This is a genomic window from Pseudomonas sp. FYR_2 (assembly GCF_043106425.1).
Lineage (GTDB): Bacteria > Pseudomonadota > Gammaproteobacteria > Pseudomonadales > Pseudomonadaceae > Aquipseudomonas > Aquipseudomonas monteilii.
Window position 1 is genome coordinate 423814 of the sequence record NZ_JBICMM010000012.1, and the last position, 25294, is coordinate 449107.

At 62.6% G+C, this 25294-nt stretch carries 23 protein-coding genes; 9 read left to right on the forward strand and 14 right to left on the reverse strand.

Annotated features, from left to right (window positions below; translation table 11 throughout):
* Positions 1–114: 114 nt before the first annotated feature.
* Entirely contained in the window at positions 115–486 is a 372-nt protein-coding gene (locus ACF8R4_RS03850; RefSeq protein WP_060499684.1) for a hypothetical protein, read from the reverse strand.
* Positions 487–659: 173 nt separating this feature from the next.
* Between ACF8R4_RS03850 and phoB the strand changes: the two genes are divergently transcribed.
* The 3 genes from phoB (at position 660) to ACF8R4_RS03865 (ending at position 4219) form a co-directional block, all read left to right on the forward strand.
* Positions 660–1349, forward strand: a complete 690-nt coding sequence (gene phoB, locus ACF8R4_RS03855; RefSeq protein ID WP_060499685.1) for a phosphate regulon transcriptional regulator PhoB — start codon at positions 660–662, stop codon at positions 1347–1349.
* A 48-nt stretch (positions 1350–1397) separates the two neighbouring features.
* On the forward strand, positions 1398–2705 hold the full coding sequence (phoR, locus tag ACF8R4_RS03860) for a phosphate regulon sensor histidine kinase PhoR (protein WP_392491718.1): 1308 nt from the start codon (positions 1398–1400) through the stop codon (positions 2703–2705).
* Positions 2706–2878: 173 nt separating this feature from the next.
* Positions 2879–4219 carry a hemolysin family protein gene (locus ACF8R4_RS03865; RefSeq protein ID WP_156866877.1) on the forward strand — a complete coding sequence of 447 codons (1341 nt, stop codon included), beginning with the start codon at positions 2879–2881 and terminating at the stop codon, positions 4217–4219.
* A gap of 12 nt (positions 4220–4231) precedes the next feature.
* Here ACF8R4_RS03865 and ACF8R4_RS03870 read toward each other — a convergent pair whose 3' ends face one another.
* The 8 genes from ACF8R4_RS03870 to ACF8R4_RS03905 form a co-directional block, all read right to left on the reverse strand.
* Entirely contained in the window at positions 4232–5128 is an 897-nt protein-coding gene (locus ACF8R4_RS03870) for a peptidoglycan DD-metalloendopeptidase family protein (RefSeq protein WP_060499688.1), read from the reverse strand.
* Between the two features lie 114 nt (positions 5129–5242).
* Entirely contained in the window at positions 5243–6139 is an 897-nt protein-coding gene (locus ACF8R4_RS03875) for a response regulator (RefSeq protein WP_060499689.1), read from the reverse strand.
* A 163-nt stretch (positions 6140–6302) separates the two neighbouring features.
* Positions 6303–7073 (reverse strand): phosphate signaling complex protein PhoU, encoded by a 771-nt coding sequence (gene phoU, locus ACF8R4_RS03880; protein WP_016712726.1) that lies wholly within the window; start codon positions 7071–7073, stop codon positions 6303–6305.
* A 150-nt stretch (positions 7074–7223) separates the two neighbouring features.
* Positions 7224–8057, reverse strand: coding sequence for a phosphate ABC transporter ATP-binding protein PstB (pstB, locus tag ACF8R4_RS03885; RefSeq protein WP_012274853.1), 834 nt, complete (start codon positions 8055–8057; stop codon positions 7224–7226).
* A 101-nt stretch (positions 8058–8158) separates the two neighbouring features.
* Positions 8159–9775 carry a phosphate ABC transporter permease PstA gene (gene pstA / locus ACF8R4_RS03890; RefSeq protein WP_156866896.1) on the reverse strand — a complete coding sequence of 539 codons (1617 nt, stop codon included), beginning with the start codon at positions 9773–9775 and terminating at the stop codon, positions 8159–8161.
* A gap of 71 nt (positions 9776–9846) precedes the next feature.
* Positions 9847–12135, reverse strand: coding sequence for an ABC transporter permease subunit (locus tag ACF8R4_RS03895; protein ID WP_104833733.1), 2289 nt, complete (start codon positions 12133–12135; stop codon positions 9847–9849).
* Positions 12136–12273: 138 nt separating this feature from the next.
* Entirely contained in the window at positions 12274–13272 is a 999-nt protein-coding gene (locus ACF8R4_RS03900) for a phosphate ABC transporter substrate-binding protein PstS (RefSeq protein ID WP_060499691.1), read from the reverse strand.
* A gap of 138 nt (positions 13273–13410) precedes the next feature.
* The gene (locus ACF8R4_RS03905; protein WP_060499692.1) at positions 13411–14700 is read right to left on the reverse strand and encodes an MFS transporter; all 1290 of its coding nucleotides are present in this window, start codon (positions 14698–14700) and stop codon (positions 13411–13413) included.
* A 362-nt stretch (positions 14701–15062) separates the two neighbouring features.
* Between ACF8R4_RS03905 and ACF8R4_RS03910 the strand changes: the two genes are divergently transcribed.
* Entirely contained in the window at positions 15063–15461 is a 399-nt protein-coding gene (locus tag ACF8R4_RS03910) for an acyl-CoA thioesterase (RefSeq protein ID WP_016712731.1), read from the forward strand.
* Positions 15462–15532: 71 nt separating this feature from the next.
* On the forward strand, positions 15533–16429 hold the full coding sequence (locus ACF8R4_RS03915) for a D-hexose-6-phosphate mutarotase (protein ID WP_060499693.1): 897 nt from the start codon (positions 15533–15535) through the stop codon (positions 16427–16429).
* Positions 16430–16549: 120 nt separating this feature from the next.
* On the opposite strand, the gene ACF8R4_RS03920 is transcribed toward ACF8R4_RS03915, so the two are convergent.
* From ACF8R4_RS03920 to ACF8R4_RS03940, 5 genes are all read right to left on the reverse strand, one after another.
* Complete coding sequence (locus ACF8R4_RS03920; protein ID WP_164525207.1) at positions 16550–17083, reverse strand: DUF3299 domain-containing protein; 534 nt, start codon at positions 17081–17083, stop codon at positions 16550–16552.
* Positions 17084–17131: 48 nt separating this feature from the next.
* Positions 17132–17377 carry a GlsB/YeaQ/YmgE family stress response membrane protein gene (locus tag ACF8R4_RS03925; RefSeq protein WP_010955824.1) on the reverse strand — a complete coding sequence of 82 codons (246 nt, stop codon included), beginning with the start codon at positions 17375–17377 and terminating at the stop codon, positions 17132–17134.
* Positions 17378–17476: 99 nt separating this feature from the next.
* Positions 17477–18559, reverse strand: a complete 1083-nt coding sequence (locus ACF8R4_RS03930; protein WP_104833732.1) for a 5-(carboxyamino)imidazole ribonucleotide synthase — start codon at positions 18557–18559, stop codon at positions 17477–17479.
* A 10-nt stretch (positions 18560–18569) separates the two neighbouring features.
* Positions 18570–19061, reverse strand: coding sequence for a 5-(carboxyamino)imidazole ribonucleotide mutase (purE, locus tag ACF8R4_RS03935; protein ID WP_009684500.1), 492 nt, complete (start codon positions 19059–19061; stop codon positions 18570–18572).
* 171 nt (positions 19062–19232) lie between these two features.
* Entirely contained in the window at positions 19233–20165 is a 933-nt protein-coding gene (locus ACF8R4_RS03940) for a LysR substrate-binding domain-containing protein (protein WP_161751324.1), read from the reverse strand.
* 182 nt (positions 20166–20347) lie between these two features.
* On the opposite strand from ACF8R4_RS03940, the gene aspA reads away from it, so the two are divergent.
* The 4 genes from aspA to ACF8R4_RS03960 all read left to right on the forward strand — a co-directional run bounded on the left by aspA (position 20348) and on the right by ACF8R4_RS03960 (position 25208).
* The gene (aspA, locus tag ACF8R4_RS03945) at positions 20348–21772 is read left to right on the forward strand and encodes an aspartate ammonia-lyase (protein WP_060499732.1); all 1425 of its coding nucleotides are present in this window, start codon (positions 20348–20350) and stop codon (positions 21770–21772) included.
* 180 nt (positions 21773–21952) lie between these two features.
* Positions 21953–22945: an AraC family transcriptional regulator gene (locus tag ACF8R4_RS03950; RefSeq protein WP_060499696.1), complete on the forward strand. Its 993-nt coding sequence runs from the start codon at positions 21953–21955 to the stop codon at positions 22943–22945.
* Positions 22946–23061: 116 nt separating this feature from the next.
* Positions 23062–24105, forward strand: coding sequence for a histone deacetylase family protein (locus ACF8R4_RS03955; protein WP_104833731.1), 1044 nt, complete (start codon positions 23062–23064; stop codon positions 24103–24105).
* Positions 24105–25208 (forward strand): polyamine ABC transporter substrate-binding protein, encoded by a 1104-nt coding sequence (locus tag ACF8R4_RS03960; RefSeq protein WP_060499697.1) that lies wholly within the window; start codon positions 24105–24107, stop codon positions 25206–25208. The genes ACF8R4_RS03955 and ACF8R4_RS03960 overlap by 1 nt, the downstream gene beginning before the upstream one ends.
* Positions 25209–25294: the final 86 nt, after the last annotated feature.

The window sequence follows — 25294 nt, forward strand, 5'->3', positions numbered from 1 at the left end:
TGGCCCAATCGCAGGCAAGCCAGCTCCCACAGGTACAGCGCTGCCCTTGAGGCTTGCACATGACCTGTGGGAGCTGGCTTGCCTGCGATGGGCCGCGCAGCGGCCCCGGCAATCTCAAGGCTTGGCGACGTGCCAGACGTCCTTCACGCCATCACCGGTCATGTCACCGGCTTTCTTGTCCTTGATGAAGGTATACAGCGGCTTGCCGTCGTAGGCCCACTGCATCGAACCGTCGTCACGGGTTACATGGGTCCATTTGTCCTTGGGCGCTTCGTCTTCTTTCTTGACCATCAACGGCGGCCAGTTGGTGGCGCACTCACCATTGCACATCGACTTACCACCCGCATCCTTGTCAAAGGTGTACAGGGTCATGCCGGCATGATCGACCCACATGCCGTCCTTCTCCATGGCATGGTGGGCCGACGCCACCCCCGGGAGCGCCAGCGCAGCGAAAAGGGCCATCCAGCTCAGCGTTTGTCGTGTCATTGGATTCACCATTGTTTCGGGGGGAGGTAAGTTCGGGTAACCGCCACAGCGGCCCTTTGAAGCCTAGTCCAGTCACGGAATGTCGCCATAACGGCCAACACCCTGTCACACAGCTGCAATAATTCCGTTATCTAATGCGGGCCAAGACACCGAATCCAGGAGAGGTTTTGAGCATGGTTGGCAGGAACATTCTGATCGTCGACGACGAAGCGCCCATTCGCGAGATGATCGCCGTTGCCCTGGAAATGGCCGGCTATGACTGCCTGGAAGCGGAAAACTCCCAACAGGCCCACGCGATCATCGTCGACCGCAAACCGGACCTGATCCTGCTCGACTGGATGCTGCCGGGCACCTCCGGCATCGAGTTGGCCCGCCGCCTCAAGCGCGACGAGCTGACCGGCGACATCCCGATCATCATGCTTACCGCCAAGGGTGAAGAGGACAACAAGATCCAGGGCCTGGAAGTGGGTGCCGACGATTACATCACCAAGCCGTTCTCGCCGCGTGAGCTGGTGGCCCGCCTGAAAGCCGTGTTGCGCCGTACCGGCCCGAGCGACGGCGAGGCGCCGATCGAAGTTGGCGGCCTGCTGCTTGACCCGATCAGCCACCGCGTCACCATCGACGGCAAGCCAGCCGAGATGGGCCCGACCGAATACCGCCTGCTGCAGTTCTTCATGACCCACCAGGAGCGTGCCTACACCCGTGGCCAACTGCTGGACCAGGTATGGGGCGGCAACGTCTATGTCGAGGAACGCACGGTCGACGTGCACATCCGTCGCCTGCGCAAGGCGCTGGGTGAAGCCTATGAAAATCTGGTACAAACCGTCCGGGGCACTGGCTACCGCTTCTCGACCAAGAGCTGATCGGGTTTAAAAGCGCCACGCTGCACGTTGTTGTACAAGGACCGTCAATTGAACCAGAACTGGCACGCGACCCTGATTCGTCATCTGCTGTTGCTGATTACCGTCTGCCTGATCGGCGGGCTGGTCAGCGGCTACTATGGCTGGAGCCTGGCCATTGGCCTGGCAATCTACCTGGGCTGGACCCTCAAGCAACTGCTGCGCCTGCACGACTGGCTGCGCAACCACCAACCCGATGAGGCACCGCCCGATGGCTACGGCCTTTGGGGCGAGGTGTTCGACAGCATCTACCACCTGCAACGCCGCGACCAGCGTGTGCGTGGCCGCCTGCAGGCCGTGATCGACCGGGTGCAGGAGTCCACCGCCGCGCTACGTGACGCCGTGATCATGCTCGACAGCGACGGTAACCTGGAGTGGTGGAACCGCGCCGCCGAGACCCTGCTGGGCTTCAAAACCCCACAGGACGGCGGCCAGCAGGTCACCAACCTGGTGCGTCACCCGCGCTTCAAGGAATACTTCGAAGCGGAGAATTACCTCGAACCGCTGGAAATCCCCTCGCCCATCAACGACCGCATGCGCGTGCAACTGCACATCACCCGCTACGGCAACAACGAACACCTGATGCTGGTACGCGATGTCACCCGCATTCACCAGCTGGAACAGATGCGCAAGGACTTCGTCGCCAACGTGTCGCACGAGCTGCGCACGCCGCTGACGGTTATCACCGGCTACCTGGAAACCTTGCTGGACAACGTCGAGGACGTGAACCCGCGCTGGAGCCGCGCCCTGCAGCAGATGAGCCAGCAAGGCTCACGCATGCAATCGCTGCTCAACGACCTGCTGCTGCTGGCCAAGCTGGAAGCCACCGATTACCCGTCGGACAACCAGCCAGTGGCCGTCGATGCCCTGCTCGCCGCCATCAAGAATGATGCCCAGGCCCTGTCCGGGCCACGCAACCAGCGCATCAGCCTGGAAGCTGCGCCCGGCGTGAAGCTGAAGGGCAGCGAGTCGGAGCTGCGCAGCGCCTTTTCCAACCTGGTGTTCAACGCCGTCAAGTACACCCAGGACGAAGGCAACATCCGCATCCGCTGGTGGGTCGATGCCCAAGGTGCGCATTTGTCGGTGCAAGACTCGGGGGTGGGCATTGACGCGAAGCACTTGCCCCGCCTGACCGAACGCTTCTATCGGGTGGACTCCAGCCGCGCGTCGAATACCGGCGGCACCGGGCTGGGGCTGGCGATTGTGAAGCATGTGCTGATGCGCCATCGCGGCAAGCTGGAAATCAGCAGTTTGCCGGGGCATGGCAGCACCTTTACCTGTCACTTTGCACCGGCACAATTGGCCAACGGCAAGGTTTGAGATTGGGGCTGCGGTGCAGCCCTTCGCGGGCGCGCCCGCTCCTACAGCGACCGCAATACATCAGCCACCCTTTGCTTTTACGGCTCCAGCCGCTACATTGGATCCCCTGTGCCAGCAAAAGCTGGCACTTTTTTTCTCTCTATCTCTAAGACGGACCCCGTAAAAACTCCATCATGGACCCTTCCCCTGGTATCAGCCTCACCTCGTTATTCGCCGATTTCGGCATGATCATCTTTGCCTTCCTGCTGGTGCTGCTCAACGGCTTCTTCGTTGCCGCCGAGTTCGCCATGGTCAAGCTGCGCGCCACCCGCGTCGAGGCCATCGCCGAGCAGCATGGCTGGCGCGGCAGTATCCTGCGCAAGGTTCACAATCAGCTCGACGCCTACCTGTCGGCCTGCCAGTTGGGCATTACCCTCGCCTCGCTGGGCCTGGGCTGGGTCGGTGAACCGGCGTTTGCCCACCTGCTTGAGCCGCTGCTGGCGTACTTCGGGGTCGACTCGCCCGAGCTGATCAAAGGCGTCTCGTTCTTCGTCGCCTTCTTCGTCATCTCGTACCTGCACATCGTGGTCGGCGAGCTGGCGCCCAAGTCCTGGGCTATCCGCAAGCCGGAGCTGCTGTCGCTGTGGACCGCCGTGCCGCTGTACCTGTTCTACTGGGCGATGTACCCGGCCATCTACCTGCTCAATGCCAGCGCCAACACCATTTTGCGTATTGCCGGTCAAGGCGAGCCTGGCCCGCACCACGAGCACCACTACAGCCGTGAAGAGCTGAAGCTGATTTTGCACTCCAGCCGTGGTCAGGACCCAAGCGACCAGGGTATGCGCGTATTGGCGTCGGCCGTGGAAATGGGCGAACTGGAGGTGGTCGACTGGGCCAACTCGCGTGAGGACATGGTCAGCATCGACGCCCATGCGCCGTTGAAGCAGATCCTGGCCCTGGTACGCCGCCACAAGTTCAGCCGCTATCCGGTGTACGACGCCGAGCGCGAAGAGTTCACCGGCCTGCTGCACATCAAGGACCTGCTGCTGGAGCTGGCCGAGCTGGAGCACTTGCCCGAAACCATCGACCTGGAAAACCTTGCCCGCCCCCTGGAGCGCGTATCGCGGCACATGCCGCTGGCCCAGTTGCTGGAGCAGTTCCGCAAGGGCGGCGCGCACTTCGTGTTGGTGGAGGAAGCCGACGGCAAGGTTATCGGCTACCTGACCATGGAAGACGTGCTGGAAGTGCTGGTAGGCGATATCCAGGACGAGCACCGCAAGACCGAGCGCGGCATCCTCGCTTACCAGCCAGGCAAACTGCTGGTGCGCGGCGACACGCCGCTGTTCAAGGTCGAGCGCCTGCTGGGGGTCGACCTCGACCACATCGAGGCAGAGACCCTGGCCGGGCTGGTCTACGAAACGCTCAAGCGCGTGCCTGAAGAAGAGGAAGTGCTTGAGGTCGAGGGGCTGCGCATCATCATCAAGAAGATGAAAGGGCCCAAGATCGTGCTGGCCAAGGTGCTGAAGCTGGACTGATGGCTATATCGGTCAGGGGTTGCCGGCAGTGAAGTCCGGTAACCCGCTGATCGGCCTGTCGAACCGGTAAGGTATCGACTCCAGCGCCAGCCCCACATTGCGCTGCACCACGAAATGCAGGTGCGGCCCGGTGCTGTTGCCAGTATTCCCTGACTTGGCCAGCATCTGCCCCTGCCGTACCCGCTGCCCCTCCGCCACCACCACCGAACCGCGCATCAGGTGCAAGTACACGCCCATGGTGCCGTCCGGGTGCAGGATCCTGACGAAATTCCCTGAAGGGTTGGTCCCCCGCCCGCTCTGGGTGTTTTCCGTCTTCACCACCACGCCTTCGCGCGCCGCAATGATGGTGGTGCCTTCAGGCATGGCGATGTCCATGGCATAGCGCCCCTTTGGCCCAAAGTGGCTGACACGCCCGTTGGGCCCTTGAGTGACACGGAACGGCCCGCCAATCCAGGGGAATGCGTAACGGAAGCCCTGTGGCCGCATGCCCGGGTCACCCATGGCCTGCAGCAGGGTCGAGCGGTAGTTCAGCAGCAGCCCGGGACGCCCCCGGAGCACACTGAGCATTTGCGTGGTCTGCGGCGGCAGCAAGCGGCGCACGATGCGCGGAGCATCGCCACCTTGCGCGTTCACCAGATTGTCCAGTCGCAACTCGACCTCCACGGGTACATGCAGCTCGTTGCGCGCCGAAAAGCTCACGCCACCGTCGAAGGTCCTGGCGTTCAACAGCACCTGGCCCTCCAGCGTCTCGACCATGGGCTCGCGCAGCACCAAGGGCTTGGCGCCCGGGCCTGGCCGGTCGGAATAGGAGACCACACCGGAATCGTCAGTGATCTTGTAGAGGGTCACACCCAGGCTCGACGCCGAGACCATGAGCAATGCACAGAACAGCAGCAGGCGCGTGGGCATGATAGTGGCTTTTTGACAGTTTTGATGTCTCGAAGCCTAGCAGCGGGTTTTGCGGCAGGTATTGCAGTTGGTCGGATGGCGCAGGAGCAGCACTGTGCTGCCCCTGCTTAGGCGTCAAGCACCAGGGGTGAAATGCTTCTGCGCTGTGCCGCGGGCAATCAAGCGCGACAGGTAATCGAGCTTCTGGGCATCCTGATCGACGAACTTGAAGGTCAACTGCAGCCAGTCGCTGTCGGGCTTGGGCTCCAATGCCGCGACAGCATGCAGGTAGCCGTTCAAACGCGCGACTTCGGCGCTCTCACCCTGCTCCAGGTCCAGCACCGCACCTTCCAGCACCTGCGGCAGCGCTTCGCTGCGGCGTACCACCAGCAAGGCCTCCTTCAAGCTCAGTGCCTTGATCACACAGGGCTGCATGCCGCTGGCCAGTCGCAACTGGCCCTGGCCACGCCCGGTCGGTGCAGGGGCGGGTGGCGTGGGGGCTGCTGCCAATGGCTTGGTGGCCGCCGGGGCCGGTGCGGGGGCCGCCACCTTGGCGGCTTCTGGTTTGCCCCCTGTCAGGGCACTCAGCGAGTCATTGGCAAACGCCGAATTCACCCGCGCCGGGCCGCTGGCCATCAGGCTGTCGAGCTTGCCGATCTTGGTCAGGGCCTTTTTTACCTTGGTCAGCAGTTGCTCGTTGGTGAACGGCTTGCCGACAAAATCGGAAACACCCGCCTGGATCGCCTGAATGACGTTTTCCTTGTCGCCACGGCTGGTCACCATGATGAACTGCAGGTTTTTCAGCGCAGGCTGCTGGCGGCACCAGGTAAGCAGTTCCAGGCCAGACATTTCCGGCATTTCCCAGTCGCACAGGACCAGGTCGAACGCTTCCTTGTCCAGCATGGCCATGGCCTTGCGACCGTTTACCGCGTCGTCGATGGCCATGCCCGGGAAGGCACTGCGCAGGCATTTGCGGACCAGGTCACGGATAAACGGCGCGTCATCCACGACCAGCACATTCACTTTACTCATCGATACTCCTTCTGAACCCCGACTAGCCTACTGCCAAATAATGGCCATTTGCTACAACCTGGTCACGCCGGGACTTCTTCACATCGTTCGCGGGTGCCTGCAGGCGCTCGACCGCAAACGAAAACGCCCGGCCAAGGCCGGGCGTCGATGCTCGGGAGCAACCTTACTTATCGTCAGATTCGCCCGAAACATTAGCCTTTTCGCCATCAGCGACAGCGGTACCCTGCACTTCTGCTGTCATGCGCTTGAGGCCCATGTGACGTACGTCGGTGCCGCGCACCAGGTAGATCACCAGCTCGGAGATGTTGCGCGCATGGTCGCCAATACGCTCCAGCGAGCGCAGGACCCAGATCACGCTCAGCACCCGCGAAATAGAGCGCGGGTCTTCCATCATGTAGGTCACCAGCTCGCGCAGCGCAGTCTTGTATTCACGGTCGATGGTTTTGTCGTACTGGGCCACCGACAACGCCAGGTCGGCGTCGAAGCGGGCAAAGGCGTCCAGCGCATCACGGACCATGTTGCGCACCTGGTCACCGATGTGACGAACCTCAACGTAGCCACGCGGCGATTCACCTTCTTCGCACAGCTGGATGGCGCGACGGGCGATCTTGGTTGACTCGTCACCAATGCGCTCCAGGTCGATCACCGACTTGGAGATGCTGATGATCAGGCGCAGGTCGGAGGCGGCCGGCTGGCGGCGGGCGAGGATACGCAGGCACTCCTCGTCGATGTTGCGCTCCATCTGGTTGATCTGCTCGTCAACCTCGCGCACTTGCTGGGCCAGGCCCGAGTCGGCTTCGATCAGCGCGGTGACCGCGTCGTTGACCTGCTTTTCCACCAGCCCGCCCATGGCCAGCAGGTGGCTGCGCACCTCTTCGAGCTCGGCGTTGAACTGCTGGGAAATGTGATGGGTAAGGCTTTCTTTGTTGATCATCGTTCGCTCCGCGAAGAAGCTGCAAGCTTCAAGTAGTTCGTGTCATTCCCTGTGGGAGCGGGCGTGCCCGCGAACACCGGCGAAGCCGGTGCCACACACCGCGGCGCCTGCTTCGCGGGCACGCCCGCTCCCACAGGGGCCGCGTGGCTGCTAGCCGTAGCGACCGGTGATGTAGTCTTCGGTCTGCTTCTTCGCCGGGTTGGTGAACAGGGTGTCGGTATCCCCGAATTCAACCAGTTTGCCCATGTACATGAACGCGGTGTAGTCCGAAACACGGGCCGCCTGCTGCATGTTGTGGGTCACGATGACGATGGTGTACTTGGATTTCAATTCGTAGATCAGCTCTTCGACCTTCAGGGTCGAAATCGGGTCCAGCGCCGAGCACGGTTCGTCGAGCAGCAGCACTTCCGGCTCCACGGCGATGGTGCGGGCGATGACCAGACGCTGTTGCTGGCCACCGGACAGGCCCAGGGCCGACTCATGCAGGCGGTCCTTGACCTCGTCCCACAGGGCTGCGCCCTTCAGCGCCCACTCGACGGCTTCGTCGAGCACACGCTTCTTGTTGATGCCCTGGATACGCAGGCCGTAGACGACGTTCTCGTAGATGGTCTTGGGGAACGGGTTGGGCTTCTGGAACACCATGCCCACACGGCGGCGCAGCTCGGCCACGTCTTCGCCCTTGCGGTAGATGTTGTTGCCGTACAGGTTGATGGCGCCTTCCACGCGGCAGCCGTCTACCAAGTCGTTCATGCGGTTGAAGGTGCGCAGCAGGGTCGACTTGCCGCAGCCGGACGGGCCGATGAAGGCGGTCACGCGTTGCTTGGGGATGTTCATGCTGACGTCGAACAACGCCTGCTTGTCGCCGTAGAACAGGCTCAGGCCCGGCACTTCGATGGCCACGGTTTCTTCGGCCAGGCGCAGGCTCTGCTTGTTGCGGCCCAGGGCAGACATGTCGATGCCGTGGGTATGGGAATCTTGCTGCATGGTCTCACTCCGTTTGTAGCTGCGAGCTGCAAGCTGCAAGCTGCAAGTTAGGACAAAGCGGCAATCTGCTTGTAGCTTGCCGCTTGTGACTTAAAGCTTAATTAGCTGTCCAGCGCCTTGTACTTCTCGCGCAGGTGGTTACGGATCCACACGGCCGAGAGGTTGAGGGTCGCGATCACCAGCACCAGCAACAGCGCAGTGGCATACACCAACGGCCGGGCGGCCTCGACGTTCGGGCTCTGGAAGCCGACGTCATAGATGTGGAAGCCCAGGTGCATGATCTTCTGGTCCAGGTGCAGGTACGGGTAATTACCGTCCACCGGCAGCGACGGCGCCAGTTTCACCACACCCACCAGCATCAGCGGCGCGACTTCACCAGCGGCGCGGGCCACGGCAAGGATCATGCCGGTCATCATGGCCGGGCTGGCCATGGGCAGGACGATCTTCCACAGCGTTTCGGCCTTGGTCGCGCCCAGGGCCAGCGAGCCTTCGCGCACGGTACGCGGAATCCGCGCCAGGCCCTCTTCGGTGGCCACGATCACCACCGGCACGGCCAGCAGTGCCAGGGTCAGCGATGCCCACAGCAGGCCCGGGGTACCCAGGGTCGGTGCCGGCAGCGCTTCAGGGAAGAACAGGCGGTCGATCGAGCCACCCAGCACGTAGACGAAGAAGCCCAGGCCAAACACGCCGTAGACGATCGCCGGTACGCCGGCCAGGTTGTTCACGGCAATGCGGATCAGGCGCGTCACGGGGCCCTGCCTGGCGTACTCACGCAGGTAGACCGCCGCCAGCACGCCGAACGGGGTGACGATCACGGCCATGATCAGGGTCATCATCACGGTGCCGAAAATGGCCGGGAAGATACCGCCTTCGGTGTTGGCTTCACGCGGGTCGTCGCTGAGGAACTCCCAGACCTTGGCGAAGTAGGTACCCAGCTTGGTGAAGCCGGACATGCCGTTCGGCTGGATGGCATGCACCACCTTGCTCAGGTTGATTTCCACTTCACGGCCGTTGCCATCGCGGGCCACCAGGCTGTCGCGGGCGAAGGCCTGGTGCAGGCCGGTCAGGCGGTCTTCGATGGCCTTGTAGCGGCTGTTCAGCTCGGCGCGGTCGGCATCCATGTCGGCCTGGGCAGCGGCGTCCAGCTTGCCGTCCAGCTCCAGCTTGCGGGCCTGCAGGCGCAGGCGCTCGAGGCCATGGTTGATGGCGCCGATGTCCTTTTTCTCCAGCTGCTGCAACTCGCCGTTGAGCTGGTTGGCGCGCTTGAGGCGGGCCTGCAGTTCGTGCCAGGCGGCAGGGCCTTCGGCCACCACGCGGCCTTCTTCCTTGACGCTAACCAGGTAGCCGTAGAAGTTGCCCCACTCGCGGCGTTCCAGGGCGATCAGGTCGGCCGGGCGTTTTTCGTCAACCAGCCAGTCGCCGACCACCCAGGTAAAGTCGCTGCCGTTGAGGTCGCGGTTACCAATCTTGATCAGTTCACGGGTCATGAACTCCGGGCCCTGGTCCGGTACCGGCAGGCCGGCACCCTTCAGTCGGGCGCGTGGCACTTCTTCCTTTTGCACCACTTCGCCGATGACGACGTGGTCAGCCTGGCCCGGTACCTTGTAGGTGGCCTGGACAAGATCGGCCGGCCAGAAGTGGCCCAGGCCGCGCACGGCAATCACCGCCAGCAGGCCGACGGTCATGATCACCGCCATGGCCACCGCGCCGCCGCTCATCCAGACGCCGGGGGCGCCGCTCTTGAACCAGCCTTTGAGGGAATCCTTTTTCACGGATCGCTACCTTTCTATCAAAGCGACGAGTATTTCTTGCGCAGACGCTGGCGAATCAGCTCGGCCAAGGTGTTCATCACGAACGTGAACATCAGCAGCACCAGAGCGGCCAGGAACAGGACGCGATAGTGGCTGCCGCCGACTTCCGATTCCGGCATTTCCACGGCCACGTTGGCGGCCAGGGTGCGCATGCCCTCGAACAGGTTCATCTCCATCACCGGGGTGTTGCCGGTGGCCATCAGCACGATCATGGTCTCGCCCACCGCACGGCCCATGCCGATCATCAGCGCCGAGAAGATGCCCGGGCTGGCGGTGAGGATGACCACACGGGTCAGGGTCTGCCAGGGCGTCGCGCCCAGGGCCAGCGAGCCCAGGGTCAGGCTGCGCGGCACGCTGAACACGGCGTCTTCGGCAATGGAGTAGATGTTCGGGATAACCGCGAAGCCCATGGCGATACCCACGACCAGGGCGTTGCGCTGGTCATAGGTGATGCCCAGATCGTTGGTGATCCACAGGCGCATGTCGCCGCCGAAGAACCAGCTTTCCAGATGCGGGCTCATGGTCAGCGCAAACCAGCCGGTGAACAGGATGACCGGGATCAGGATCGCCGCTTCCCAGCCATCCGGCACACGCAGGCGGATCGACTCTGGCAGGCGGGTCCAGGCAAAGCCGGCCAGCAGGATGCCAACCGGCATCAGCAGGAACAGGCTGAACACGCCCGGCAGGTGGCCTTCCAGGTAAGGGGCCAGGAACAGGCCGGCGAAGAAGCCGAGGATTACCGTGGGCATCGCTTCCATCAGTTCGATCACCGGCTTGACCTTGCGGCGCATGCCCGGGGCCATGAAGTAGGCGGTGTAGATGGCGGCGGCAATGGCCAGCGGGGCGGCCAGGATCATCGCGTAGAACGCGGCCTTCAAGGTGCCGAAGGTGAGCGGCGACAGGCTCAGCTTGGGCTCGAAGTCAGTGTTCGAGGCGGTCGACTGCCAGACGTATTTCGGCTCGTCGTAGTTCTCGTACCACACCTTGCCCCACAGCGCGCTGAAGGAAATTTCCGGGTGCGGGTTGCGCAGGCTCAAGGGCAGCAGTTTGCCGCCTTCTTCGATGATGATGCGGTTGGCGCGTGGCGACAGGGCCAGGATACCCGGGCCTTCGGCAGCCGGCTCTACCAGCAGGGTGCGGTGCGCGGTGCTGTGGAACACACCCAGCTTGCCGTCTGCGTCCAGCGCGATGAAGCCTTTGCGGCGCTCTTCGGCGTCGATCTGCACGATAGGCGCTTTGCCCATCTGGAAGATACGAATCTGCTTGAAGCGTGACTCGCCGTCCGGGTCGCGTGCCATGAACCACTGGGCCAGGCCGCCTTTGGAGTCACCGATGATCAGCGAGATGCCGCCAACCAGCTGGGCCGTGGCGGTGATTTCGGTATCGCCGCTTTCAGACAGCTTGTAACGGCCGTTGAGGCTCTTGTCGCGCAGGCTGAACACGTCGGCAGTGGCGCGGCCGTTGATCACGTACAACCACTGCTGGCGCGGGTCGATGAAGATGTTCTTTACCGCTTCGGTCATTTGCGGCAGTTCGATGCGGTTCTGCTCGGTGGTGACCTCTTCGGTCATCATGTTTTCCGTGCGGGTCAGCTCCAGCACCTGCAGATGCGCGCCGGTGGAACCGGCCAGCAGCAAGGTATCGCCATTGACGTTGACGCTGACGTGCTCCAGCGCACGGCCCTGTTCGTCGAGCACGAACGGCTGCTCGCCGTACGGGTAGTCGATGCCTGGGGTGATGGATTTCTTGTTGTCCGGGTAGGTGATCTTGTAGGTGTGGTGGAACACCAGCGCCTGGCCATTGGACAAGCCCAGCACCACCAGCGGGCTACCCGGCTGGTCGGCACTGATCGACGTAACCTGGGTGCCTGCCGGCACGGGCAGGTCGGCACGCTTGAGTTCGTTACCGGTCTTGGTATCGAAGAACAATGCCTGGCCTTTGTCCGAAACACGCATCCCCACCAGGTTCTGCTCTTCTAGCGCGATCATCAGCGGCTTGCCGGCATCCTGCTGCAGCCAGGCCGGCGCGAGGGCTTGCTTGCTGCTCAGATGGGCGCCCTGGAACAGTGGCAGCACCACATAGGCCAGGTAGAAGAAGATGAGGGTGATGGCCGCCAGAACGGCAAGCCCGCCCACCAGCACATACCAGCGGGTCAGGCGGTCCTTGAGCGCACGCATGCGGCGCTTGCGTTGCAACTCGGGCGTATTGAAATCAATGCGCACGGGCTGGGAGTTTTGGGTCATGTTGGAATTGGCCAGATCATTCATGCGCACACCCTAGCGGTCCCGTGTGACAAAAACATTACAAAGTGGTGACGCGCGAAAGCCCGCCGCACAGGGAGCCTGGCTTCGGACTGGAATTCGTGGAAGAGGCCGGATATCAGCACCGGCCTCTTCTTCAGTTAGTTACTTCTTTGCAACGTTACCCGCGTGCGACAGGCCCAGGTCAGCCAGGGTCTTGTCGACGACTTTGGCCGGCAGTGGGATGTAGCCATCCTTCACCACGACCTGCTGGCCAGCTTGCGACAGCACCAGCTTGACGAACTCGGCTTCCAGCGGGGCCAGAGGCTTGTTCGGGGCCTTGTTGACGTACACGTACAGGAAGCGCGACAGCGGGTAGGTGCCGTTCAGGGCGTTGGTTTCGTTGTCTTCAACGAACTCGCCGCCTTCTTTCTTGGCCAGGGCTACGGTCTTGACGCTGGCGGTCTTGTAACCGATACCCGAGTAGCCAATGCCGTTCAGCGAAGAGCTGATCGACTGCACCACCGAGGCCGAGCCAGGCTGTTCGTTGACGTTAGGCTTGAAGTCGCCTTTGCACAGGGCTTCTTCCTTGAAGTAGCCGTAGGTGCCCGATACCGAGTTGCGGCCGAACAGCTGGATTGGCTTGTTGGCCAGGTCGCCGGTCACACCCACGTCGCCCCAGGTCTTGATTTCGGCTTTGCCACCGCACAGGCGAGTGGAAGAGAAGATGGCGTCGACCTGAGCCATGGTCAGGCCTTTGATCGGGTTGTCCTTGTGCACGAACACAGCCAGGGCGTCGACGGCAACCGGGATGGCGGTCGGCTTGTAGCCGTACTTCTGCTCGAAGGCCTGCAGCTCGACGTCCTTCATCTTGCGGCTCATCGGGCCGAGGTTGGCGGTGCCTTCGGTCAGCGCGGGTGGCGCGGTGGAGGAGCCGGCCGCCTGGATCTGGATGTTTACGTTCGGATATTCCTTCTTGTAGGCCTCGGCCCACAGCGTCATCAGGTTCGCCAGGGTGTCGGAACCAACGCTGGAGAGGTTGCCCGAAACACCGGTGGTCTTGGTGTAGGTCGGGATCGCAGGATCGACAGCGGCTACCGCGTTGGCGGTTGCAACGCCAGCGGCGGCAAAGGTGAGGGCCGCCATCAAACGCTTCAGTTTCATGCCTTGCTCCTAGCAGGAATATTGGGGTGTTGGATGGAACGGGCCCAAGTATCGGCAGGCCGCATGAACACGATATGACTTCATTGTGACAATTGGATGAAAGGCCATCACTGAAAGCAGGTATGGCCTCGAAGCAGATCAGCGCTTGTTGGCGAGCAGGTACAGGCCCACGGCCAGGCCCACGGCGCACAGCCCTGCCACATAATAAGCAGGCGCCATCGGGCTGACCTTGAGCAGCGCAGTCACCACCATCGGCGTCAACCCGCCAAAGATCGCGTAGGCCACGTTGTACGAGAACGACAGCCCACTGAAACGCACCGCCGCCGGGAACGCCTTGACCATCACATAGGGCACCGCGCCAATCACGCCCACGCACAGACCAGTCACCGCATACAGCGGGAACAACAGCTCAGGCCGGGTCGGCAGGCTGTGGTAGAAAGCCCAGGAACTGGCCAGCAGCAACAGGCTGCCAATCACGAACACGCGGCCCGCACCAAAGCGGTCGGCCAGGCTGCCGGCGCCGATGCAGCCAAGGCTGAGCAGCACGATCGCCAGGCTGTTGGCCTTGAGCGAGTCGGTCGGGCTGATGTGGTAGAAGCTCTGCAGCAGTGCCGGGGTCATCAGGATGACCACCACGATGCCGGCCGACAGCATCCAGGTCAGCAGCATCGACAGGATGATCGGGCCACGGTGGTCACGCAGCACGGCGCGCAACGGCAGCTCTTCGGCCAGCGCCTTGCGCTGCTGCATCTCGGCGAACACCGGGGTTTCGTGCAGCCAGCGGCGCAGGTACACCGAGAACAGGCCGAACACACCACCGAGCAGGAACGGAATCCGCCAGGCGTAATCGGCCACTTCTTCAGGGCTGTACACGCTGTTGATCAGGGTCGCCACCAGCGACCCCAGCAGAATGCCCGCCGTCAAGCCCGCAGTCAGGGTGCCGCAGGCGTAGCCGGTGTTGCGCGCCGGCACGTGCTCGGACACGAACACCCAGGCACCCGGCACCTCACCGCCGATCGCCGCGCCCTGGATCACGCGCATCAGCAGCAGCAGGATCGGCGCCCACATGCCTATTTGTGCATAGGTGGGCAGCAGGCCCATGATCAGGGTCGGCAGGGCCATCATGAAGATGCTCAGGGTGAACATCTTTTTGCGCCCGAGCAGGTCGCCAAAGTGCGCCATGATGATGCCGCCCAGCGGCCGCGCCAGGTAGCCGGCGGCGAAAATGCCGAAGGTTTGCATCAGGCGCAGCCACTCGGGCATGTCGGCCGGGAAGAACAGCTTGCCGACCACTGTGGCGAAGAACACGAAGATGATGAAGTCGTAGAACTCCAGCGCACCGCCCAGGGCAGACAGTGAAAGGGTCTTGTAGTCACTGCGGGTCAGCGGCCGCGAGGGCTGCTCGATACTGCTGGGCACGGAAGTCATCGCTCGTTGTTCTCTTTGTAGGGCATGCAGGCCGCTTGGTACGCGGCTTCTGGATTAGGTGACACGCGAAGATAGCAAATAGCCGAGCTGCGCTGAAAGCGATACAAAATCCCTACACATATTCATGAATGCGCGGTCGTCGCTGGCCGTTATGCTCTATATACTGGCAGTTCGTAGGAAAAGGTTGCCCCTAACGTGGGATGTTGTGCGAAAACGCCGGTCAGTATTGTCAGACGGTTTCGCAGAGTTTCCCTACGGCCGCCCAGTGAAACGAAATCGGCGTAGTATGTTTCAAGCTGAATCGTTTACCCGGCCTTTGCGCCACACCAACGAAAAGCGTCACGGGTCAGAGGCCCCATCGCATGATTGAGCTCGAACAAGAAGATCCAATCCCACAAGGCGACCTGGCCTTGCAGATCACCGCATTGCCGCGCGAGACCAACGGCTTCGGCGACATCTTCGGCGGCTGGCTGGTTGCCCAGATGGACCTGGCCGGCACCGCCATGGCCAGCCGCGTCGCCGGTGGCCGCGTGGCCACCGTGGCCATCGACCGCATGGCCTTCCTGGTACCGGTCGCGGTCGGCGCGCAGCTGTCGTTCTATACCCAGACCCTGGAGATCGGCCGCAGCTCGATCCGGATGATGGTCGAAGTGTGGAGCGACGACCCGCTGTCCAGCGAATGGCGCAAGGTTACCGAAGCGGTATTCGTCTTCGTCGCCATCGACGGCAGTGGCCGTACCCGGTCTGTGCCTCGTCGCTAAGCCTCGCCGGCGGTAAACTCATTGCATGTGCCCGGGTCCAAGGCCCACTGGCAACCAATGAGATGAATGCAATGGCTACCTACCAGGTCGTAACCGAGCAACATGGCGAACTGAACTGCTGGCGTATCAGCAGCGACCGCGCCGAACTCCTGATCGCCCAGCAAGGCGCACAGATCCTCAGCTACCAGCGGGTCGGCGAGCCGCCGCTGCTGTGGCTGAGCGACCAGGCCATCTTCCGCCAGGGCAAGTCGGTTCGCGCCGGGGTGCCGGTGTGCTGGCCGTGGTTTGGCAACTTGCAGCGCAACCCCCAGGCCGTGCAGGCCATGTACCACGGCGAGCAGGCACCTGCTCACGGGCTGGCGCGCTCACGTGACTGGCAGTTGCTGGGCATCGAGGAAACAGGCGACGGCCTGCGTATCGAGTTCGAGCTGCCTGAGGCGCAGGGCGACCTGCCCGGCTGGCCCCATGACGTCGAGCTGAAGCTGGTGGTGGAGCTGGGTGACGAGCTGAAGCTGAGCCTGACCAGCCGCAACATGGGCAACACCCCGGTTACCATCAGCCAGGCGTTGCACAGTTACTTTGCAGTTAGCGATGTGCGTCAGGCGCGGGTCGAGGGCGTCGAGGGGCTGGGCTATATCGAGACCCTGGCTGGCTGGGAACAGCGCCAGCAGCAAGGGGCGCTGGCGTTTGCCGGGGAGACGGACCGGATCTACCTCGATACCCCGCAGGCGCTGAGCATTGTCGACCCGCATTGGAGCCGGCGGATTACCCTGACCAGCAGTGGGTCGCGGTCGGCGGTGATCTGGAACCCGTGGACCGAGCGGGCTCGGGAGTTACCGGATATGGCGGATGATGGCTGGCAGCGGATGCTGTGCATCGAGACGGCGAATGTTTGGGATGACGTGGTGCAGCTGAGGCCTGGCGCGAGTCATTCGCTGGGCGTGCAGATCGGTTGTGAAATGATCTGAGTTTTGCAGTGGTTTTGCGGGCCTCTTCGCGCGCAAGCCCGCACAGGGTCTCCATGAGCCTTGAATACTGTGGAGTACCTGTGGGAGCGGGCTTGCCCGCGAAGAGGCCGGTGCAGACAGTTAGAGGTCAGAGTCCTCCACCACCCTCACCTTCCCGGCATCCAGCGCATAGGCCGCATCGGCCAGGTCATTGCTGACCTTTTCCACCTTTAACGTGCCGCTGACCCACAGCGGTGTGTAGATGTCATCGATCTTCAGTCCTTTCGGGTAGCGCACCAGCACCAGCTGGTTCGGCGGCGGCGGCGGCACGTGGATGCACGCACCCGGGTACGGCACCAGGAAGAACAGTGTGCTGTTGCCCTTGGCATCGCTTTCCAGCGGCACGGGATAGCCGCCCAGGCGGATGTCCTTGCCGTTCATGGCTGCAACGGTCTTGGTCGAGTACATCACCGCCGGCAGGCCTTTGCTCTGTTTCAGGCCGCCCTTGTCGGTAAAGGTGCCCATGGCTTCCGGTGAGTTGTGGTCGATTTCGGGCATTTGCTCGAGCGCCTTCTGGTCCGACTTGGGCATCAGCTCCAGCCAGTCGGTTTCAGGCAGTTCGGCATGGGCCAGGGCGCTGGCCAACAGCAAGGGGACAAGGAAAAAGGCACGCATGGAAATGCTCGGCAACTCGGATGAATTGCCGGGCATTCTAACCAGTATTCAGCGTTTCTTGATGAATCCGTAGATCACCAGAAGGACCACGGCACCGACCAGCGCGCCAAAGAAGCCCGCTGCCTGCCCGGCCTGGTAGATACCCAGCGCCTGGCCGCCATAGGTGGCCAGCAGGGAGCCGGCAATACCCAGCAGGATGGTCATGATCCAGCCCATGCTGTCGTCGCCCGGTTTGATGAAGCGGGCCAGCAGGCCGACGATGAGGCCGATGAAGATGGTTCCAATGATGCCCATGGCAATCCCTCTGCAGTTCGAAGATGGAACAAGCCAAAGCCTAGACAGCGCTTTGGCTTGTTGCCATTTTCAGAGGGCAAGCCGGTGGTAGAAGTTCGATCAGTTGCTGATCAGGGCTTCTACTTCGGCAATCTTGCGCTCGAGGGTAGCCATGTCGTGGCAGCGCAGGGTGGCGTGGCCAACCTTGCGGCCGACCTTGAAGGCCTTGCCGTAGTGGTGCAGGTGGCAGTCACCGATGGCGACCACTTTATCTACAGCCGGCACTTCGCCAATGAAGTTGAGCATCGCACTCTCACCCACCTTGGCAGTCGAGCCCAGCGGCAGGCCGGCAACGGCGCGCAGGTGGTTCTCGAACTGGCTGCATTCGGCGCCTTCGATGGTCCAATGCCCGGAGTTGTGCACGCGCGGGGCGATTTCGTTGGCCTTGAGGCCACCGTCGACTTCGAAGAACTCGAAGGCCATCACACCTACATAGTCCAGTTTTTGCAGCACGCGGCCCACATAGTCTTCGGCAAGAGCCTGCAGCGGGTGCGCCTGGCTGGCCACCGAAAGGCGCAGGATGCCGCTTTCGTGGGTGTTGTGCACCAGCGGGTAGAAGCGGGTTTCGCCATCGCGGGCACGCACGGCCACCAGCGACACTTCGCCGGTGAACGGCACGAAGCCTTCCAGCAGGCACGGCACGCTGCCCAGCTCGGCGAAGGTGCCTACCACGTCTTCAGGCGTGCGCAGTACCTTCTGGCCCTTGCCGTCGTAACCTAGGGTGCGGGTTTTCAGCACGGCCGGCAGGCCGATGCTGGCCACTGCGGCGTCCAGGTCTGCCTGCGAGAGGATGTCGGCGAAGGCCGGGGTCGGGATACCCAGGTCGCGGAACATGCTTTTTTCGAACAGGCGGTCGCGGGCGATGCGCAGCGCTTCGGCGCTGGGGTAAACCGGCACGAACTGCGAGAGGAAGGCCACGGTCTCGGCCGGGACGCTTTCGAACTCGAAGGTGACCAGGTCGACCTCATCGGCCAGCTTGCGCAGGTGATCCTGGTCGCCATAGTCGGCACGCAGGTGCTCGCCCAGGGGCGCGGCGCAAGCGTCCGGCGCCGGGTCGAGGAAGGCGAAGTTCATGCCCAGCGGGGTGCCCGCCAGGGCCAGCATGCGGCCCAGCTGGCCGCCACCGATTACACCGATCTTCATGGGTTGAGCCTCAAGCCTGGCGCGGGTCTGGGTTGTCCAGCACGGTGTCGGTCTGTTCCGTGCGGAACTGCTTCAACGCCGCGTGGAACTGCGGGTACTTGGCGCCCAGGATGCTGGCCGACAGCAGTGCAGCGTTGACGGCACCGGCACGGCCGATGGCCAGGGTGGCAACCGGTACGCCGGCTGGCATCTGCACGATCGACAGCAGCGAATCGACGCCCGACAGCATCGACGACTGGACGGGTACGCCCAGCACTGGCAGGTGGGTCTTGGCGGCGCACATGCCTGGCAGGTGGGCTGCGCCACCGGCACCGGCGATGATCACCTCGATGCCACGGCCTTCGGCCTCCTCGGCATACTGGAACAGCAGATCCGGGGTGCGGTGGGCGGAAACCACCTTCACTTCGTAGGGAATGCCGAGTTTTTCCAGCATATCGGCGGTGTGGCTAAGGGTGGACCAATCGGACTTGGAGCCCATGATCACGCCAACCAGTGCACTCATCGTCGAGCCTCTTCGCTTGTGCGCCCTTGGGCGCGTCAAAAAACAACAAGCCACGCGGGACGACCGGCGTGGCTTGTTTGCTGATCAGGACCGGACGCATCCGGTCGAAAGGCCGCGCAGTATACCGTAAGGTGGTGCGTTTAAGGCACCCCGGCGACCAACTGTCGCCCCTTATTTTTCGGGGCTTTGGCTGACTTTTGGGTCAACCGCCGCCGCGCCTTCCAGCTTGCGCCACAACAGCCGTACATTGGCCTTGCGTACCAGGGCGCAGCGGTACAGGCGGATCTCCAGCGGCACATGCCACTGGCTGCCGCCACAGATCGCCAGCTCGCCCCGTTCCAGCTCGCCGCGCATCGACAGGCGCGGCACCCAGGCGATGCCCATGCCTTCCAGCGCCATGCTCTTGAGACTATCGGCCATGGCGGTTTCATAGACGGTGGTATAGCGCAGGTTACGCTGGCGCAGCAGCAAATTGACCGAACGCCCCAGGAACGCGCCTGCGGTATAGGCCAGCAGCGGCACGCTGCCCTCGCCCTCCAGGTCGAACAACGGCTTGCCTTCGGCGTCCACGGCGCACACCGGCAACATTTCGGTGGTGCCCATGTGCAGCGACGGGAAAATCTCGGCATCCATTTGCAAGGCCGCGTCCGGGTCATAGAACGCCAGCATCAGGTCGCAGCCACCTTCGCGTAATGCATGCACGGCATCCCCGACGTTAGTCGCAACCAGGCGGGTGGCGATGTTCAAACCGTCGTTGCGCAACTGGGCTACCCAGCGGGGGAAAAAGCCCGATGCAAGGGAGTGCGCCGCCGCCACCTGGACGACCTCGCCCTGCCCACCTTCAAGGTGATGCAAATGGCGGAGAATTTCGCTCAACTGGTCGACAACCGTACGCGCCGTGACAAGAAAAAGCTGCCCTGCCTCAGTCAGTTCGATCGGTGTGCGGGAACGATTCACCAACTGCAGGCCCAATGCTGCCTCCAGGCTGCGAATGCGCCGGCTGAAGGCCGGTTGGGTCACAAAACGCCGCTCTGCAGCTTGGGAAAAACTGCGGGTGGCAGCCAGCGCGCTGAAATCTTCCAGCCATTTGCTTTCAAGGTTCACGAAGCACATCTCCCGGCATGCACCAAAATGGAACACGCTCGAATGTCAATTGGCGTCACATGAAACACTATGCCGTTTGTGCATAGGTTAGCGTGCAACAGCATTGGCCGCAAAATCACCTTCAGGCCTAGGATTGGCGCCATTCCGGCATGTGCCGGGTCAAAATCGAGATGATATACATCATGTCCTCTGCTGCATCGTTCCGCGTCGAAAAAGATCTGTTGGGTACCCTTGAAGTTCCTGCTGATGCCTACTACGGCATCCAGACCCTGCGCGCTGCCAACAACTTCCACCTCTCCGGCGTTCCGCTGTCGCACTACCCGAAACTGGTAGTCGGCCTGGCGATGGTCAAGCAGGCAGCTGCTGACGCCAACCGTGAGTTGGGGCACCTGAGCGATGCCAAGCACGCCGCGATCAGCGCAGCCTGCGCACGACTGATCAAGGGCGACTACCACGAGCAGTTCGTGGTGGACATGATTCAAGGCGGTGCTGGTACTTCCACCAACATGAACGCCAACGAAGTCATCGCCAACATCGCGCTGGAGGCCATGGGCCACCAAAAGGGTGAGTACCAGTACCTGCACCCGAACAACGATGTGAACATGGCGCAGTCGACCAACGACGCCTACCCGACCGCTATCCGTCTGGGCCTGCTGCTGGGTCACGACGCGCTGCTGGCCAGCCTCGACAGCCTGATCCAGGCCTTCGCTGCCAAGGGTAAAGAATTCGACCACGTACTGAAGATGGGCCGTACCCAGCTGCAGGACGCCGTGCCGATGACCCTGGGCCAGGAATTCCGCGCCTTCGCCACCACCATGACCGAAGACCTGCAGCGCCTGCGCTCGCTGGCTCCGGAACTGCTGACCGAAATCAACCTGGGTGGTACTGCCATCGGTACCGGCATCAACGCCGACCCTGGCTACCAGGCCCTGGCCGTGCAGCGCCTGGCAATCATCAGCGGCCAGCCGCTGGTGCCGGCTGCCGACCTGATCGAAGCCACTTCCGACATGGGCGCCTTCGTGCTGTTCTCCGGCATGCTCAAGCGTACCGCCGTCAAGCTGTCGAAGATCTGCAACGACCTGCGCCTGCTGTCCAGCGGCCCGCGCACCGGCATCAACGAGATCAACCTGCCAGCGCGTCAGCCAGGCAGCTCGATCATGCCAGGCAAGGTCAACCCGGTTATCCCGGAAGCCGTCAACCAGGTGGCCTTCGCCATCATGGGCAACGACCTGGCCCTGACCGTCGCCGCCGAAGGTGGCCAGCTGCAGCTGAACGTGATGGAACCGCTGATCGCCTACAAGATCTTCGACTCGATCCGCCTGCTGCAACGCGCCATGGACATGCTGCGCGAACACTGCATCGTCGGCATCACCGCCAACGAACAACGCTGCCGTGAGCTGGTCGAGCACTCGATCGGCCTGGTCACCGCCCTGAACCCATACATCGGCTACGAAAACGCCACCCGTATCGCCCGCGTTGCCCTGGAAACAGGCCGTGGCGTACTGGAACTGGTGCGCGAAGAGAAGCTGCTGGACGAAGCGATGCTCAACGACATCCTGCGTCCGGAAAACATGATCGCTCCCCGTCTGGTTCCGCTGAAGGCGTAACCCGGCTGCTGCAAACAGTCTCACCAGGTTAAGGGACTAGACACCTCTCAACCTTTCAAGGCCCGAGCCTATGCTTCGGGCCTTTTTTTTGCCCGCAAAACAGGCGGCGCGCAGACCGCTTGCCGAGATCGGCACACTACTTGCTCGATAATGCGTCCCAGCCCAACGGGATTACCCAGCATGCTGCACAGCCACCTCACCACCCTCAACGCGGTTTCGCTGATCCTCAACGTCTTCCAGGCAGACGGTTGCGAGGCATCAGCGCTGCTGGCCGGCAGCGGCATTGGCCCGTCAGACCTGGGGCATGCCGATGCGCGCATCACCACCCAGCAGGAACTGCAGGTGTGCGCCAACGCGGTGGCCCGGCGCGAGGACATCGGCCTTGAACTGGGCCGGCGCATGCATGTGTCGTGCTACGGCATGCTCGGTTACGCCTTGCTCTCCAGTGCCACTTTGGGTGACGCCTTGCGCCTGGCGCTGGCATATCCGGCACTGCTGGGAACAGTGTTCAAGCTACGTTTGATCGAGGACGGCCAGCGGGTCTGGCTAAGTGCCAGCGACTACCACGACAGCCCGGCGTTGAGCGCATTCAACGCGGAGTTCTGCCTGGTGTCGCTGAAAGTCATCTGCGACGACTTGCTTGGGCGCCCACTGCCTCTGCTAGGCGCCCGTTTCGAACACTCACGGCCCGGTTACCACGCGCTCTATGCCGGTGCATTCCAATCCCCGGTGGGTTTCGACGCTCAGGACAATGCCTTGGCTTTTGAACGGCGCTGGCTGGACATGCCGCTGCCGCTGGCCGACTCGATTACCCACAAGGCCATGAGCGAACGCTGCCGGCGCCTGAACCTGGAGTTCACGGGGCGGCAGGCCTGGCTGGGGCGGATTCGTCAGCTGCTGGCACAGCAGCTGGACGCCGCGCCTGGGCTGGAAGGGTTGGCGCGGCAGATGAATTGTTCGTCGCGCACCCTGCGCCGGCATTTACAGGCGTTGGGCAGCAGCTATCAACAGTTGCTGGATGAACTGAGGTTCGAGCGGGCCAAGCAGTTGCTGGCTGATGAACAGATGCCGATCTATCGCATTGCGGAAACCTTGGGGTTCAGCGAGACCGCCAGTTTTCGGCATGCGTTCCAGCGTTGGAGTGGTGTAGCGCCCAGCCTCTTCCGCGGTTGACCAGCGCCGGCCAAAGAGCTTGGCCACATCGATCCCCTTTTGGCCGTTTGCGTCGTTCTCCGCCACTGACCTGCCCATGACAATGGACCCACGCCAGTATCCAACGGAGAACAACAATGCTGACGATCTATTCCGATGATCACCGCCTGCACCACGGCCGCTGCGAGCTGATCGACGGCAAGCTGATGCCCTGCTTCGAAATGCCTTCGCGCGCTGACCATGTGCTCGACCAGGTAAAAAAACGCAACCTGGGCGACATTCAGGGCCCTACCGACTTCGGCCGCGCGCCGTTGCTGCGCATCCACAGCGCCGACTATCTCGACTTCTTCGAAGGCGCCTGGGCGCGCTGGGCCGCACTGGGCCAGGAGGGCGACCTGCTGCCGTTCACCTGGCCTGCTCGCACCTTGCGCCAGGTAAAACCCACCGGCCTGCATGGCGAGTTGGGCTACTACAGCTTCGATGCCGGCGCACCGATCACCGCCGGTACCTGGCAGGCCGCCTACAGCGCCGCCCAGGTCGCCCTCACGGCCCAGGCGGCAATCCAGCAAGGCGCCCATTCGGCCTTTGCCCTGTGCCGCCCACCGGGGCACCACGCCGCCGGCGAAGTCATGGGTGGCTATTGCTACCTGAACAACGCCGCCATCGCCGCCCAGGCCTTCCTTGACCAAGGCAAACGCAAGGTCGCCATCCTCGACGTCGACTACCACCACGGCAACGGCACCCAGGACATCTTCTACAGCCGCGACGACGTGTACTTCGCTTCGATCCATGGCGACCCGCAGGACGAATTCCCGTTCTTCCTGGGCTATGCCGACGAAACCGGCGAAGGTGCCGGTGAGGGCTGCAACATCAACTACCCGCTTCCGGCCGGCAGCGACTGGGCGGCCTGGAGCGCAGCCCTGGAGGATGCCTGCCAGCGCATTGCCCGCTATGACGCCGACGTACTGGTGATCTCGCTGGGTGTGGACACCTTCAAGGACGACCCGATCTCGCAGTTCAAGCTGGACAGCCCGGACTACCTGGAAATGGGAAAACGTATCGGCCAGCTCGGCAAGCCGACCCTGTTCGTGATGGAGGGCGGCTACGCTGTGGAAGAAATCGGTATCAACGCGGTCAATGTGCTGGAAGGCTTCCAGCGCGCCCAGCCAGGAGCCCGGTAATGGTCCGACTCAAGCATCTGCTCGCCCCGTTCATCGCTGCCACCTTGTTCACCGGTGCCCTGCACGCTCAAGCCGAGCAGCGCACACTGCGTGTGTATAACTGGTTCGACTACATAACCCCGCAGACCTTGACCGATTTCAAGCAGGACAGCGGGGTCAAGCTGATCTACGACATCTTCGACACCAACGAGGCGCTGGAGGCCAAGCTGCTCACCGGCAACTCCGGCTATGACGTGGTGGTGCCGTCCAACGTGTTCCTCGCCAAGCAGATCGAAGCCGGGGTGTTTCAGCCGCTGGACCGCAGCAAACTGCCGAACTGGCAGCACCTGGACCCGGCGCTGATGAAGCTGATCGAGGCCAACGACCCGGGTAACAAGTACGCGGTGCCCTACATGTACGGCACCGTGCTGATCGGCTTCAACCCGGCCAAGGTCAAGGCAGCGCTCGGCGATGACGCCCCGGTGGACAGCTGGGACCTGATCTTCAAGGAAGAGAACATCGCCAAGCTCAAGCAGTGCGGCGTGGCGCTGCTCGATTCGCCTTCGGAGATTCTGCCGCTGGCCCTGCAGTACCTGGGCTTGCCGCCGAACAGCGACAAACCGGCCGACTACAAGAAGGCCGAAGCGTTGATGCTGAAGATCCGCCCGCACATCACCTACTTCCACTCTTCGAAGTACATGGCAGACATCGCCAATGGCGATATTTGCGTGGCGGTGGGTTACAGCGGCAGTTTCTCGCAGGCCGCGAACCGGGCGCGCGATGCCAAGAACGGCGTGGTGGTGGACATGCGCCTGCCCAAGGAAGGTGCGCCGATCTGGTTCGATATGCTGGCGATTCCAAAGAATGCGGCCAACCCGGAAGATGCCCACACGTTCATCAATTACTTGCTCCGGCCTGAGGTGATTGCGCCGATCAGCGACTTTGTCGGTTACCCAAACCCGAACAAGGATGCGACTGAAAAGGTGAGTCCGGCGATTCGCAACAACCCTAACCTGTATCCGACAGCGGAGGCGATGGCCAAGCTTTATACCCTCAAGCCCTTGGCGCGGGACGCAGAGCGGGCCAGAACCCGGGCCTGGACGCGGATCAAATCCGGAACCTGAGTCGCCTGCTTCGCGGGCATGCCCGCTCCCACATTGATCGCATTACAAGCGGACTCTGTGGGAGCGGGCGTGCCCGCGAAGGGCCG